This window comes from Amorphus sp. 3PC139-8 (genome assembly GCF_040750475.1).
Lineage (GTDB): Bacteria > Pseudomonadota > Alphaproteobacteria > Rhizobiales > Amorphaceae > Amorphus.
This window is the reverse complement of record NZ_JABJVY010000008.1, coordinates 166879-180594: the sequence shown is the minus strand read 5'-3', so window position 1 is coordinate 180594 and position 13716 is coordinate 166879. Positions and strand designations below refer to the sequence as shown.

The following is a 13716-nucleotide window of genomic DNA, read 5'->3' as shown; positions in this document are numbered from 1 at the left end:
GCCTGTTTCACTCTAAGATGCTGCCAACCTGCCGTCGACTGACCGATCGGTCAAGCCACGCGGCCGGATATCCGGCGTTCGCGCAACGCATCGCCCCAATGCTGTACGACGAAATCGATGTAGAGCCGCATTTTTGCCGGCATGAAGGGCGTCTCCGTATAGGTGACGAAGATGCCCTCTTCGAACGTTGTGTTCGTTACTCGCAGGTGGGGCAGGACTTCTACGAGCGTGCCGGCGGCAACGTGATCGGCGACGGTGTAATCGTCGAGCAACGCGATGCCCTTGCCAGCCAAAGCCATATTGAGAAGCACGAGCCCGTTGTTGCTCGTGAAGGCCGCCGGGATCGATTGTTCTTGTTCGCTGTCGCCGTCGCGGAAGCGCCAATAGACCCGATCATGACTGATCCAGTAGGTCAGGCAGGCGTGACGCATCAGGTCGTCCGGCGTCTCGATGGGCGGGTGCTGGGCAAGGTAATCGGGGGACGCGACGAGGATGCGACGGCTGAGGAACAGCTTACGCCGAACGAGCCCTTGCTCGGCTGGCGGCGCAATGCGGAAATCGAGATCGAAGCCATCTTCGCGAAGCCGGACGGGGCGTTCCGAAAGGTGCAGGTCGATGACCAACTCGGGATAGAGGTCGCAGAAGGCGGGCTGCAGCCGCGACAACACGGAAATGCCGAACATTGTGCGCGAATGCACGCGCAGCAGGCCGCGCGGCTTTTCGTTTTGTTCGGTGACGGCCGTCTCGGCGATCTTGATGCTCGCGAGAATGTCGCGCGCATCGCGCATATAGCTCTCGCCGCTTTCGGTCAGGCTCAGAGCTCTGGTCGAACGGCGGATAAGCGTTACGCCCAGGCTGTCCTCCAGGTCATTAATGTGTCGCGATACGCTGGCGGGAGACAGGCCGTAAAGTCGCCCCGCGGCAGAGAAGCTGCCGTTGTCCGCCGTGGCGACGAAGAGTTCCATCGCCCTGAGTTTGTCCATGCCCGGTCTTTTTGAAATGTGAAAAACTGACGCGCAATCTTCGTCGGTTATCGCGGAAAACGCAATAACCTACCCTGGTCGTAACAATCCGGCAGAGGAAACAAGGAGGAAGACGATGGACTTTGGTGCCTTCATTCTCGCTCAGCAGCGCGGTTATCACCAGTCCTCGCATCAGGTGATTGCGAACTCGGTGGAGCAGACCGTCCTGGCCGAGCAGGCCGGCTTCTCCAATGCCTGGTACGCAGAGCACCATTTCAACAACTATTCACTTTCGCCTTCGCCGCTGATGATGGTGGCGCATTGCGCGGGCAAGACCAGCACGATCCGTCTCGGCTCGGCCGTGTGCATCCTGCCGCTCTATCATGCACCGCGCTTCCTGGCGGAGGTTGGGCTCGTGGATTCGCTCTCCGGCGGGCGGTTGGAGTTGGGGATCGGCTCCGGCTACCAGCAGTTCGAGTTCGAGCGCTTCAACACCTCGCTGGAAGAGTCGGGCAAGATCTTCGAGGAATATCTCGACGTGATCCCGAATGCGCTCGGTCAGAAGATTTTCGAGCATCACAGCGACTATCTGGACATTCCTCCGAGCTCGATCGCGACGCGGCCGCTGCAGGAGCCGATGCCGCCGGTCTGGATCACCACCGGCAATCCGAAGCTGCGCGAGCGCGCGTTCCGGGACGGCCATAATCTCTTCGTGACCGCGTTGTTGAACGGAACGGACGCGATCGGAGACCTTCGCGGGAAGATAGACGAAGCACGCGATGGTGCCGGGGTCGATGGCTCCAACACCCGGATCGGCTTTCTGCGCTGCGGATACGCCAGCGACAACGATGCGGAAATCGACTCCTACCTCGAAAACGCGCTGTTCCAGCGGCGGTTGTCGTTCAGCCTCAAGGCCCGGACCCAACAGACCGATGACGGATACCTCATGAAGGAGGTTCCGACCGACAGCGATCCGACGCTGGAAAGCCTCCGCGCCAACCTCCCCGTCGGCAATGTCAACCGGGTCATCGAGCGACTGATCGAAGAGATTGAGATCCTGCGGCCCGATCACATCGCACTGCAGACCCAGCTCGGCGATTTCGACCAGAAGACGATGCTGAAGCAGATGGAACTCTGGGGCGAGACGATCATCCCGGCGGTTCAGAAAGCGGTCGGCGGCAAGACTGCGACGCTCTCGGCGGCGGAGTGACCGGATGCGCATCGTGCTCGCTGCCGGAGCGGTGCCGCGGCTCGAAGGCGCCTCGGATTTCAAGCACTTCTCGCTGATGCTCGATCCCGCCCTCGACGCGGATCGGCAGGCGGCCGTCGCTTCGGTGGCCGAACTCGATGACGCCGACCATGCCTGGGTCCGGCCGGATACCGTGCGGGCGATGTCGCCGCTCGGCGACCGGGCCGAATGGGAAGAGGGCTTTGCCGCGATGGTTTCGTTCGCGGCAAAGCACGGTTGGGTCGACGCTGAGGGCCGCATTCGCGCACACATCGAAGTGGCGGGAACCCCGCCGGCCGTCGGTGCAGATGCGTTTCGCCATGCCATGCGCCGGTTTGCCTCCGGCGTCTGCGTCGTGGCAGCGGGGGAAGGGGACGCGCGCTGCGGGATGACGGTCTCGGCCTTCACCTCCGTTTCGGCGGATCCGCCAATGGTTCTGGTCTGCCTCAACCGCGGGTCTTCGGCCCATGCCTGTCTGACCGGCGCATCGACCTACAGCATCAATATCCTTGGTGCGACGCAGAAGGACGTTGCGTTGCTGTTCGCCGGCCAAAAAGGTGCGCACGGCGCCGACCGGTTCGACGAAGAATGGCGCGAAGGCATTGAGAACGCGCCGATCCTCACCACCGCCCATCACAGCGTCGTCTGCGCCCGCCACGCCCAGTACGAAGTTGCGAGCCACACTGTGTTGATCGGACGGGTGATCGAAACGATCGTAGGACAGGGCGATGCGGCGCTTGTCAACTACGAAGGCGTATTGGGGCCGAGCGTTCGGGCCGCCTGACGGTGGTGCATCGCACACACGCCATGATGTCTGAACGTCATCTACGCGGAACCGCGGGACTGGCCAAGTCGTCATGACGTCCAGAGCATTTCCCATTCAGATCGAACCGATCTGAACGAAAAGGAATTGCTCAAATTATTGAATCTGAAGCCATTTCTTCGCGATCAGGCGGCCGCCGGGACGAACGCCGGCAGCGCGGGGACGAAATCGGGCCGATCGGCATGGACGAAGGCTCCGGTTGCGACCACCAGGCCGCACGCCCCGCCCAGATGGCCGTCCCGAAGCTCCAGGCCCAAGAAGCGCGGCCGCTCCACCGGGCCTGGCAGGTCGAGCTGTGCGGTCAGCGACGCGGAAAAGCCGAAGCGGTCATAATAGGCCGGATCGCCGACCAGGAGCACGGCGCCATGGCCGAGCGTGCCGGCGCGGTTGAGCGCCCGGCGCATCAAGGCGGAGCCGACGCCCAGGCCTTGAGCGGTCGGATCGACGGCGAGCGGGCCCAGAAGCAGGGCGGATACACCACCGGCGGCCACATGCCAGAGCCGGATCGATCCCACCAGGCGCCCGTCGGCCTCGGCGGTCAGCGCAAGACCGGCAGCCGGCATGCGGCCAGCACGCAGCGCTTCGCTCGTCTTCAGAAAGCGGTCCGCTCCGAACACGGTGTCCAGCAGGGTTTCGCGGGCGGTCCAGTCGGCCGGTCCCTCATCGCGCAGATGCAGCATGGTGCCATCCCCCCTTCCGGCCCGCACGCAGGCGGCCGGCGAAGAAGACGAAGAAAAGGGTGAAGGGCGGCAGCCCGCGCGCTGTGGCGCAAACGCATTCGCTCCGGCCTTTACGACCAGATGCACGCGCTGGCGCTGCGGGCTGCCGCGTCTTCCGCCGCGTTTGAAGCGCGGCGGGGGTGTCAGATGACGTAGGACTGAAGCGGCGGGAAACCGTTGAAGCCCATCGACGAATAGGTCGTCGTATAGGCGCCGGTCCCCTCGATCAGGACCTCGTCGCCGATCTCCAGCGAGATCGGCAGCGGATAAGGCGTCTGCTCGTAGAGCACATCCGCGGAATCGCAGGTCGGTCCGGCGATGATGCAAGGCGTGGCCTCGCCGCCGTCATGACGGGTGCGGATCGGGTAGCGGATCGCCTCGTCCATCGTCTCGGCGAGACCGCCGAACTTGCCGATGTCGAGATAGACCCAGCGGGTCTCGTCATCGGCCGCGCTCTTCCTGGAGATCAGCACGACCTCGGCCTTGATCACCCCGGCGCCACCGACCATGCCGCGGCCGGGTTCGATGATGGTCTCCGGAATCCGGTTGCCGAAGTGACGACGCACGGCGCCCATGATGGCGCGGCCGTAGGTCTCCGCGGTCGGGATGTCCTTCAGGTACTTGGCCGCGAAGCCGCCGCCCAGGTTGACCATCTTCAGCTCGACGCCGCGCTCCGCGAGATCGCGGAACAGCTCGGCCGCAACCGTCAGCGCCCGGTCCCAGGCCTCGGTGTCGCGCTGCTGGGAGCCGACATGGAACGAGATCCCGTAGGGCGTCAGGCCGACTGCGCGGGCGTGGGTCAGCACGTCCGTCGCCATCGAGGGCTCACAACCGAACTTGCGCGACAGCGGCCACTCGGCGCCTTCGCCATCGCACAGGATGCGGCAGAACACGCGGGCGCCGGGGGCCGCGCGGGCGACCTTCTCCACTTCGGCGATCGAGTCGACTGCGAACAGGTCGACGCCGAGGGCATAGGCGCGCGCGACGTCGCGCTCCTTCTTGATGGTGTTGCCGAAGGAGATCCGCTCCGGGCCGGCACCCGTCGCCAGCACCTGGTCGATCTCGACGATCGAGGCGCAGTCGAAGTTCGAGCCGAGCTCTTCCAACAGCGACAGGATTTCCGGCGCGGGGTTGGCCTTCACGGCGTAGAAGATGCGGGTGTCCGGCATCGCGTGGGCGAAGCCGAGATAGTTGTTGCGCACGACATCAAGGTCGACAACGAGGCACGGGCCGTCGGGGCGACGCGTGCGCAGAAAGTCGAGGATGCGATCGGTCATCGTCGCCTCTCCCCCTCTCTACGAGGTTGCTCCAACCGGACTTCCGCCGGCACTCACGGCCGCGATGGAGACGGCCGGACCACCTTGAGAGTCCGAAACCGACCTTCTAAGGCCGGCTATGTTCATTGCGTTGGCCGACCCACCGATCGGGCGAATGCCGTCACGGACGCAGATCTGCCAAACGAAATGCCGCCGATTGGAACGGGAGAACCCGAACCGCACGCCTGGCAAGGATGTAGTCGCCTCTTCAGTAACCCCGGCCTTTGGAGAGCCGGCAGAGACCAAAAAAGCCCTCTACGTCGTTGCTTCAAGTCGCGCTGCGTGCGGCGATCCGCTCGCAGGGTCCGGTATGCTCCGGAAGACCGGTCTTGCCCTGTCTTGTTATCGACTGACCGGCACGCGACCACAGGCACGTGCGAAATTGGGCAAGGCGTGAAATAAGGGGGTTCGGCCACCGACGCAAGAGGAAACTCAAGCCTGACCGTATTTTTGTCATGCCCTACTGCGTGGCAGGCAGGCCTCGCGCAAGCCCGCAAACGCGGGATATGACCGGCCTCCGCCGGTCCCATGCGGGACGGCCGGTCGACGCCACCCGATTAGCTTTTATCATTCTCGCTCGGATAAACCTTTTACAACCGTGATCCAGAAAAGCCGCTTTTTGCCGGCATCAGATCGCGGTCGATTCTCCGGCGCGAGTGGGGCCCCACCGAATGAGCCTGCCATACGTTCTTGCCGCGGTCGCATGTCTTCTGGTTGTGATCGGATTGATGGAACTGGTCGCCAAGCGGTTGAAGCTGCCGCCGTCGGTGCTGCTCGCCATGGTGGGCATCCTGATCGGCTCCGGCGCGTCGCTGCTCCTGTTCTCCTCGGTCCCAAGCGCGCTCGATCCGGTGGCGGCGGTGTTCGTGTTTCCGCCGTTGAATTCGGAGGTCTTCCTTTACGTCTTTCTGCCGGCCCTTCTGTTCCAGGCCTCGCTGTCGCTGGATGTGCGAAGGCTCTTGGAGGATGCCGCGCCGATCTTCCTGCTCGCGGTCGTCGCCGTCATCGTGGCCACTTTCGCGATCGGCTACGCCCTGACGCCGGTCTCCGGCCAACCGCTGGTGGTTTGTCTGCTGTTGGGTGCCATCGTCGCCACCACCGATCCGGTGGCGGTGATCGCGATCTTCCGCGATCTCGGTGCACCGGCCCGGCTGACCCGTCTGGTGGAAGGCGAAAGCCTGTTCAACGACGCCGCCGCGATCGCGCTGTTCGTGCTGCTTTTGGAAGCGCTGACCAACGACACGCCGATCACTATCGGAAGCGCGGCGGAAACGTTGGCGGCTTCGGCGGCCGGCGGCATCCTGGTCGGGCTGGTGGGCGGCTGGTGCGCGCTCGTCCTGTTTCGCCTGGTGCGCGACATACCCGCCGCCTTGATGACGATCTCGCTGGCGCTGCCCTATCTCGTCTACGTCGTCTGCGAGCTGGCGCTGGACGCGTCGGGCGTCAGCGCGGTGGTGACGGCGGCCCTGGTGGTCGCCTCCGGCGGGCCCACCCGTGTGCCGCCGGACGCCTGGCGCCACGTGTCGGAAATCTGGGACCAGATCGCGTTCTGGGCGAGCTCGCTCATCTTCGTGCTTGCCTCGCTGTTGGTGCCCAAGCTGCTCGGCGGGGTGGATTTCGGCGACCTTGCGAGCCTGGTCGTTCTGATTCTCGCCGCTTTCCTCGCCCGCGCCGTCGTCTTGTTCTTGTTGGCGCCGTTGTTGACGTTCCTGCGGCTGTCGGAACGCGTGCCCAACCCGATCAAGGCGGTCGTGCTCTGGGGTGGTCTGCGTGGCGCGGCGACGCTCGCGCTGGCGCTGGCCGTCACCGAAAGCACGGTGATCGATCAGGACGCCAAGCGCTTCATCGCGGTGCTTGCCACAGGCTTCACGCTCTACACCATTCTGGTCCACGGGCTGACGCTGCGTCCCTTGATGCGGATCTTGAAGCTCGACCAGCTTTCGCCGTTCGACCGGGCTCTGCGCGAAGAGGTGCTGGCGCTGGCGCTGGGCAACGTGCGCGACGCGGTCGCCCAGGCGGCGGACGACTACGACATCGCTCCGGCGGTCGCTCGTGCCGCGGGCCGGCCCTACGAGGCGCGGATCGCCTCTGCCAAGACGGCCGGCGAAAAGGCGGAGGACATTCTCGACCGCGACCGCGTCACGCTCGGCCTGGTGGCGCTCGCCGACCAGGAGCGCTCCATCCTGCTGGAGCACGTCAACGAGCGCACCGTTTCCACCGGCATCGTCTCCATGCTGGTCGTGGATGCGGAGCGCATGCGGGAATTTTCTCGCTCCAATGGCCGCGTCGGCTATCGTCGGGCCGCGCGCCGCGCCTTGGACTATTCGCTCGCCTTCCGGATGGCGCTGCGGGTCCATCGCTTCACCGGCTACGATCGCTGGCTGATCCGCGAGCTCTCCGACCGGTTCGAGCGTCTCCTGGTCAGCCGGATCGTGCTTGGCGAGCTGCTGCCCTATGTGCGCAACCGGCTTGCGCCTCTCCTAGGCGAGCGGGTCGGCGACATCGTCGAAGAGATTCTCTCCTTGCGCCGGGAGGCCGTCGCCAAGGCGTTGGATGCGCTGCGGCTGCAATATCCCGACTACGCCAACGATCTGGAGCGCCGCTTTCTGCTCCGCATCGCGACCCAGCAGGAGGAACGGGAATATCGCGCCCTCTATCATGACCATCTGATCGGGGCGGAACTCTATTCCGATCTGGAGCGCGGCATCGAACACACTCGCACCACGCTTGATCGCGGCACCCGGCTCGATCTCGGCATGCGCACCCGCGATCTGGTTGCGCAGTTCCCGCTGTTCGCCAACCTTACGGCCGAGCAGATCGACCGGGTGGTTCGCCTGCTTCGGCCGCGCTTTGCCGTGCCCGGCGAGCGGCTGATCCGCAAGGGCGAGCGCGGCGATTCCGTCTACTTCATCTCGTCGGGCGCGGTGGAGGTGATTACCGGCGAGCGGCGGGTGCGGCTCGGTCGCGGCGATTTCATCGGCGAGCTTGCTTTGCTTTATGGCGTCCGGCGCAATGCCGACGTCAATGCCCTCGGCTATTGCCAGATCCTGGTTCTGGAGGGCGAGGCTTTCAAGGCGCTGATCAAGCGCTACCCGGAAATCGGCAAAGAGGTGGAGCGTGTCGCGGAGGCGCGTAATCAGTCCAACCGGGACGGTGGACATCCGGAGGTCGGATCGATCGAGCCGATAACGGATCGCCGGCCGGTCGCCGGCTTCGAGGACGAGGACGAAGAAGACCGCCTTGCCCGCAGGCTCACGGCGCTGATGCATTGGCGCTCTCCGGGCCGCGCGAAGGACTGAGCCGCCGCAGTGGGCGCTTCGGGTTATGGATCGGTGTGCGTTTCGACGGCACCCCGATTTCTACCTCGCTGCGATCCTCAAACGGCACCGGGCGAATGATCCGCATCGTCCGGTGCTCTCGTTCTCCGTCGCCTTCGTGTCAGCTTTCGGGAAAGCTTTTCGCTCGGAGGTCCCATCGACGAGGCGTGAACCCGTGTGCGAGGGGTCTCTAGGGTGACGATGATTTCATCACCAAAACCGGTTGGAACGGGCTGGACAGGCCGGCTTCGACTTTCTATAACCCGTCGCTCCAACACGGGGGTTTGCGGCTCGCCCGCCCCTCCCGGTCGCCCAGGTAGCTCAGTTGGTAGAGCATGCGACTGAAAATCGCAGTGTCGGTGGTTCGATTCCGCCCCTGGGCACCATTTCCCCGCTTATCCTATTGATTTCATTTAGTTTTTAGGGCGACCTAGAGATCGTCGTGCGCTGAGTTTTCGCCTGGAGCGGTGTGCGCTTCTGAAAGAGGGGGAGCCGCCCGGCCCGGCGCGCGGCAATAGACCCGTTCCGCTTTTCTCGGATTCACGGAGCGGGTCTCAGTTATTGTTTCGACGGGCTTCCGAACGGCGAACCTGTTTCCACTCGGCCTGGAAGCGCTCCGTCCGGCGATATCAGGGGTTGGTTGCCGTTTCCGCCGCGATCGCCTGACGCGACGCCTTGGCGGTGAGCCGGATGCGGCGGACGAAGACCACCACGAAGATGGTGCTCAAGGTGAGGATCACGGTGGCGGACGGCGAGCTGTCCAGAAAGAAGCTCGCATAGGTGCCTCCCAGCATCGCCGCCAGGCAGACCGCCACGGCGGTCACCAGCATCCACCCGAAGCTTCGCACCAACAGGAACGCGATGGCACCGGGCGCGATCAACAGGCCGACGGCCAGGATCAGGCCGGTCGAGGTCAACGTCGCGACGATGGTCAGCGACAGGATCGACAACAGTCCGTAGTGAAGGAACTGCACCGGCAAGCCGCTCGCCCGGGCCTGGGCCGGGTCGAAAGCGTGCAGCAGAAAGTCCTTCCATTTCAGAAGCAGCACCGCCGACACCCCGGCGGCAATCAGGCCCGCCGTCCAAAGGTCGTCGCTGCCGACACCAAGCAGATTGCCGAACAGGACGTGATCCAGATGCTCGTTGGTGTGGATCGAGGTGTAGAGGATCAGTCCGACCGCGAACATGCCGGAGAAGACGACACCCATGACGGTGTCCTGCTTCACCCGGCTGTTGTGGCTGAGATAGCCGGTGAGCGTGGCGCAGAGCATGCCGGCGGCGAACGCCCCCAAAATCAGGGGCAGGCCGGTGATCCAGGCGAGGACCACGCCCGGCAGGATGGCGTGGCTGACGGCATCGCCCATCAAGGCCCAGCCCTTCAGCACCAGAAAGCACGACAACAGCGCGGTCGGAACCGCCACCAGGGCGGCAATCAGGAATGCCTTCTGCATGAAGGGGAATTGAAACGGGAGGAGCAGGGTTTCGAGGGTCATTCTCCTGCCTTCCGCACGGCGGGTTCTGTTGGCATCGAGGCGGATTGGAGCGCCTGCGCGGCCTTGCGACGCGCCGCCAGAAGGCCGTGTTTCGGGGCGAGCACGAAGGCAATCAGGAACAGCACCGTCTGCAGGCAGACGATGACGGCGCCGGTCGCCCCGTTCAGGAAGTAGCTCGCATAGGCCCCGACGAAACCGGTCGCCGCGCCGATGGCGACGGACAGCGCGATCAGGCGCGGAAAGCGGTCGGTCAGGAGATAGGCCGTGGCGCCGGGCGTGACCACCATCGCGATCACCAGGAAGGCGCCGACCGTCTGCATGGCGGCAACCACGCACGCGGAGAGAAGGACGAAGAAGATTGCCTTCAGGAGGCCCGGCCGCAGCCCGATCGAGCGGGCGTGGTTCTCGTCGAAGAAGGTCACCATCAGGTCCTTCCACTTGGCGAGAAGGACCGCAAGCGAGACCAGCCCGATCAACGCAAGCTGAAACGTGTCGGACGGCGTGATCGCCAGGATGTTGCCCATGACAATGGTCTGGATGCTGACCGACATCGGGTTGATGGAAACCAGGAACAGGCCGAGGCCGAAGAAGGAGGTGAAGATCAGGCCGATGATGACGTCGATCTTCAGCCCGGACCGTTCGCTGAGGAACAGCATCGCGCCGGCCGCGAGCCCGCCGGCGACGAACGCGCCCAGCGAGAACGGCAGTCCGAGAATGTAGGCGCCGGCCACGCCGGGAACGACGGAATGGGAGAGCGCATCGCCGATCAGGCTCCAGCCCTTCAGCATGAGATAGGCGGAGAGAAAGGCGCAGACCCCGCCGACCAGGGCGGAGACCCACATGGCGTTGGTCATGTAGCCGTAGCCGAACGGCTCCAGAAACGTTGCGATCATTCCGGATCTCCGACTGTCCGGGTGCGATTGCCATACTGCACCAGCGGGCGCTCGTCGTCGGTCAGGATCGAAACTTCGCGCCGGTCGTCGTGGTAGTCGTCGTGCAGGTCCGCGCCGCCAAGAGTGAAGTGGCGCAGCACGCCGCCGAACGCGCGCTCGAGATTTTCGCGCGTGAAGGTCGTCTCGGTCGGGCCGGAGGCGATGACGGTCCCCTTGATCAGCACGGTGCGGTCGCAGAATTCCGGCACCGAACCGAGATTGTGGGTGGAAACCAGCATGACGCGGCCTTCGTCGCGCAGCTCGCGCAGGAGTGCGACGATCTGCTCCTCGGTCTTGACGTCGACGCCGGTGAACGGTTCGTCCAGCAGGATCACCTGACCATCCTGGGCGAGCGCACGCGCCAGGAACACGCGCTTGCGCTGGCCGCCGGAGAGTTCGCCGATCTGGCGATGGCGGTAGTCGGTCATGTTGACCCGACCAAGTGCGGCATCGACGGCGGCGCGATCGGCGGCGGACGGCCGGCGCAGAAACCCCATGTGGCCGTAGCGCCCCATCATCACCACGTCTTCCACCAGGACGGGAAAGGCCCAGTCGACCTCTTCCGATTGGGGCACATAAGCGACCAGGTTCTCCCTAAGCGCTTGTTTCACGGTGCGCCCCAGCAGCAGGATCTCGCCGCGCGCGGCCGGCACGAAGCCCATGATCGCCTTGAAAAGGGTCGATTTGCCGGCGCCGTTGACGCCCACCAGCGCGGTGACGGTGCCCTTGGGGACCTCGAAGCTTGCATCGAACAGGGCGGTGTGGCCGTTGCGATAGGTGACGGTCACATGCCGCGCCAGAATGCCGGCGTCCAGGTTGTCGTCAGGCGCCGTGCCATCCAAGGCGCGCCGGGTATCAAGCATTGCGCGTGTCCTTTCGAACCGTCGTCGCCCGGCCGTCAGCGGCCGAGCGATCCTGTCCGGTTTGGAGCACCAGGCACATGGTCGGCGTCGCCCGGCGCCCTCAGAAAACGATAGGTCTTCTTTGGTTTTGTTCCAAACTTCCGTCAGTTAGTGGCGCCGGAGAGGCCGGTGGCCACGGTTTCGGAAGTCACGCGCAAGAGATCGAGATAGGTCGGAACCGGCCCATCCGCTTGCGAAAGGGAATCCACGTAGAGTTCGCCGCCATAGCGGGCACCGGTCTCGCGCGCGACCTGCTTGGCCGGGCCGGTGTTGACCGTGCTTTCGCAGAACACCACCGGGATCTCGTGGTCCTTTACGCCGTCGATGACCTTTCGGACCTGTTGCGGGGTCCCGACCTGATCGGCGTTCATCGGCCAGAGGTAGAGCTCCTTCAGCCCGAAATCGCGGGCGAGATAGGAGAACGCACCCTCGCAGGTGACCAGCCAGCGCTTTTCCTCCGGGATCGCAGAGATTTCGACGCGCAGCGGCTCGATCGTCTCTCGGATCTTCGCTTTGTAGGCTTCGCCGTTCGTCTTGTAGGTGACGGCGTTGTCGGGATCGTAGGTGGAGAAGGCGTCGACGATGTTGTCGACATAGATCATGGCGTTGTCGACGCCCATCCAGGCATGGGGGTTGGACTTGCCTTCGTAGGCCCCTTCCGCGATCGGAATCGGATCGATTCCATCGGTGAGAACCACAGAGGGCACGTCGCCGATATTGGCGACGAACTGTTCGAACCAAAGCTCCAGATTGAGACCGTTCCACAACACGAGGTCGGCATCCTGGGCGCGCACCATGTCGCGCGGAGTCGGCTCATAGCCATGGATCTCAGCGCCCGGCTTGGTGATGGATTCCACGATCGCGGTATCGCCGGCAACGTTCCGTGCCATGTCGGCGATCACGGTGAAGGTGGTGACCGCTTTGAATTTCTCTTCCGCATGGGCGGGGAGAAGGCTGAGCGCGAGCGAAAGCGCTGCGCCGACGGCGGCGGACGGTATCCAGGACTGCGGTCGAACTCGCACAGTGTACCCCTTTATTGCGACTAAGTTGCAACTCCAGCCACTGTACTCGCCTTTGCCATCTTTGCAAGTGCGAATGAGTTGCAAAAGTAAATTCGGAGCTGGCCGGCTGGGGCCGGTGGGCCGGCCTCTTGCGTTACGACGCGGATGCCGACTACGATCGCTATATTCAAGCGGATATAGCGATTCGAATTTGTGGGGTGGATCATGGCAATGAAGTTGGGTCGTCTGGGAGCCGCCGTCGCGATCGCGGCGAGCATGCTGATCGGTCAGGGCGCGAGCGCCGACGCGAATGAGATCCGGGTCGCCGTCGCCGCGAATTTCACGGCTGCCGCCAAGGACATCGCGGCCAAGTTCGAGGAGGTGACCGGCGATCGCGCGGTGCTGTCGTTCGGGTCGACGGGCCAGCTCTACACCCAGATTTCCCAGGGGGCGCCGTTTGACGTGTTCCTTGCGGCCGATCAGGCGCGGCCGGAGAAGGCGGTTCAGGAGGGGTTTGCGGCGGTGGGCAGCGTCTTTACCTACGCGACCGGCAAGATCGTGCTCTATAGCCTCGATCCGAACCTGGTCACCGGCGAGGAGACGCTTTCCGACGGGCAGTTCGAGAAGCTTGCGATCGCCAACCCGGAAACCGCGCCCTATGGCGCCGCCGCCGTCCAGACCATGCGTGCGCTCAAGGTCTACGATGCGTTGGAGCCGAAGCTGGTTCAGGGCAACAGCATCGCTCAGACCTACCAGTTCGTCGCGAGCGGGTCGGCCGAGCTCGGCTTCGTCGCTCTGTCCCAGATCATCGATCAGGACGGCGGGTCGCGTTGGCCCGTACCCCAGTCGTTGTATGATCCCATCGCCCAGGACGCCGTACTTCTGACATCGGCTGCCGACAATGAGACGGCCAAGGACTTTCTGTCGTTCCTGCGCGGCGATCAAGCGGGCCAGATCATCGATCGCTACGGCTACGGTCGCGGCAACTAGGGTCTGTTATGGACTTGGAATAGAGGCTGCGAA

At 64.2% G+C, this 13716-nt stretch carries 11 protein-coding genes and 1 tRNA gene; 5 read left to right on the top strand and 7 right to left on the bottom strand.

What is annotated here, in order from left to right; all coding sequences use genetic code 11:
- Positions 1-50 precede the first annotated feature (50 nt).
- Positions 51-983 (bottom strand): LysR family transcriptional regulator, encoded by a 933-nt coding sequence (locus tag HNS03_RS10185; protein WP_367195028.1) that lies wholly within the window; start codon positions 981-983, stop codon positions 51-53.
- 115 nt (positions 984-1098) lie between these two features.
- Between HNS03_RS10185 and HNS03_RS10180 the strand changes: the two genes are divergently transcribed.
- Positions 1099-2172, top strand: coding sequence for an LLM class flavin-dependent oxidoreductase (locus HNS03_RS10180; protein WP_367195027.1), 1074 nt, complete (start codon positions 1099-1101; stop codon positions 2170-2172).
- Between the two features lie 4 nt (positions 2173-2176).
- Positions 2177-2974: a flavin reductase family protein gene (locus HNS03_RS10175; RefSeq protein ID WP_367195025.1), complete on the top strand. Its 798-nt coding sequence runs from the start codon at positions 2177-2179 to the stop codon at positions 2972-2974.
- Between the two features lie 164 nt (positions 2975-3138).
- Here HNS03_RS10175 and HNS03_RS10170 read toward each other — a convergent pair whose 3' ends face one another.
- A complete protein-coding gene (locus tag HNS03_RS10170; RefSeq protein WP_367195024.1) occupies positions 3139-3693 on the bottom strand; it encodes a GNAT family N-acetyltransferase in 555 nt (184 codons plus the stop codon).
- A 182-nt stretch (positions 3694-3875) separates the two neighbouring features.
- Positions 3876-5009 (bottom strand): type III PLP-dependent enzyme, encoded by a 1134-nt coding sequence (locus HNS03_RS10165; protein WP_367195022.1) that lies wholly within the window; start codon positions 5007-5009, stop codon positions 3876-3878.
- A 710-nt stretch (positions 5010-5719) separates the two neighbouring features.
- Between HNS03_RS10165 and HNS03_RS10160 the strand changes: the two genes are divergently transcribed.
- Together HNS03_RS10160 and HNS03_RS10155 are read left to right on the top strand one after the other, a co-directional pair.
- Positions 5720-8347, top strand: coding sequence for a cation:proton antiporter (locus HNS03_RS10160; protein WP_367195020.1), 2628 nt, complete (start codon positions 5720-5722; stop codon positions 8345-8347).
- Positions 8348-8675: 328 nt separating this feature from the next.
- Positions 8676-8751 (top strand) — tRNA-Phe (locus tag HNS03_RS10155).
- Positions 8752-8994: 243 nt separating this feature from the next.
- Here the strand turns inward: HNS03_RS10155 and HNS03_RS10150 are convergent.
- The 4 genes from HNS03_RS10150 to HNS03_RS10135 all read right to left on the bottom strand — a co-directional run bounded on the left by HNS03_RS10150 (position 8995) and on the right by HNS03_RS10135 (position 12690).
- Entirely contained in the window at positions 8995-9858 is an 864-nt protein-coding gene (locus HNS03_RS10150) for a metal ABC transporter permease (protein ID WP_367195018.1), read from the bottom strand.
- Complete coding sequence (locus HNS03_RS10145) at positions 9855-10751, bottom strand: metal ABC transporter permease (RefSeq protein WP_367195017.1); 897 nt, start codon at positions 10749-10751, stop codon at positions 9855-9857. The genes HNS03_RS10150 and HNS03_RS10145 overlap by 4 nt, the downstream gene beginning before the upstream one ends.
- Positions 10748-11653, bottom strand: coding sequence for a manganese/iron ABC transporter ATP-binding protein (locus HNS03_RS10140; protein WP_367195015.1), 906 nt, complete (start codon positions 11651-11653; stop codon positions 10748-10750). The genes HNS03_RS10145 and HNS03_RS10140 overlap by 4 nt, the downstream gene beginning before the upstream one ends.
- Before the next feature lie 143 nt (positions 11654-11796).
- Positions 11797-12690 (bottom strand): metal ABC transporter substrate-binding protein, encoded by an 894-nt coding sequence (locus tag HNS03_RS10135; RefSeq protein ID WP_367195071.1) that lies wholly within the window; start codon positions 12688-12690, stop codon positions 11797-11799.
- Between the two features lie 234 nt (positions 12691-12924).
- On the opposite strand from HNS03_RS10135, the gene modA reads away from it, so the two are divergent.
- Entirely contained in the window at positions 12925-13683 is a 759-nt protein-coding gene (modA, locus tag HNS03_RS10130) for a molybdate ABC transporter substrate-binding protein (RefSeq protein ID WP_367195013.1), read from the top strand.
- Positions 13684-13716: the final 33 nt, after the last annotated feature.

Bases quoted from the DNA above. Each gene is read 5' to 3' on its own strand.
- modA (WP_367195013.1), top strand. From the start codon at position 12,925: ATGAAGTTGGGTCGTCTGGGAGCCGCCGTCGCGATCGCGGCGAGCATG.
- HNS03_RS10160 (WP_367195020.1), top strand. From the start codon at position 5,720: ATGAGCCTGCCATACGTTCTTGCCGCGGTCGCATGTCTTCTGGTTGTG.
- HNS03_RS10185 (WP_367195028.1), bottom strand. From the start codon at position 983: ATGGACAAACTCAGGGCGATGGAACTCTTCGTCGCCACGGCGGACAAC.
- HNS03_RS10175 (WP_367195025.1), top strand. From the start codon at position 2,177: ATGCGCATCGTGCTCGCTGCCGGAGCGGTGCCGCGGCTCGAAGGCGCC.
- HNS03_RS10170 (WP_367195024.1), bottom strand. From the start codon at position 3,693: ATGCTGCATCTGCGCGATGAGGGACCGGCCGACTGGACCGCCCGCGAA.
- HNS03_RS10165 (WP_367195022.1), bottom strand. From the start codon at position 5,009: ATGACCGATCGCATCCTCGACTTTCTGCGCACGCGTCGCCCCGACGGC.
- HNS03_RS10180 (WP_367195027.1), top strand. From the start codon at position 1,099: ATGGACTTTGGTGCCTTCATTCTCGCTCAGCAGCGCGGTTATCACCAG.
- HNS03_RS10150 (WP_367195018.1), bottom strand. From the start codon at position 9,858: ATGACCCTCGAAACCCTGCTCCTCCCGTTTCAATTCCCCTTCATGCAG.
- HNS03_RS10145 (WP_367195017.1), bottom strand. From the start codon at position 10,751: ATGATCGCAACGTTTCTGGAGCCGTTCGGCTACGGCTACATGACCAAC.
- HNS03_RS10140 (WP_367195015.1), bottom strand. From the start codon at position 11,653: ATGCTTGATACCCGGCGCGCCTTGGATGGCACGGCGCCTGACGACAAC.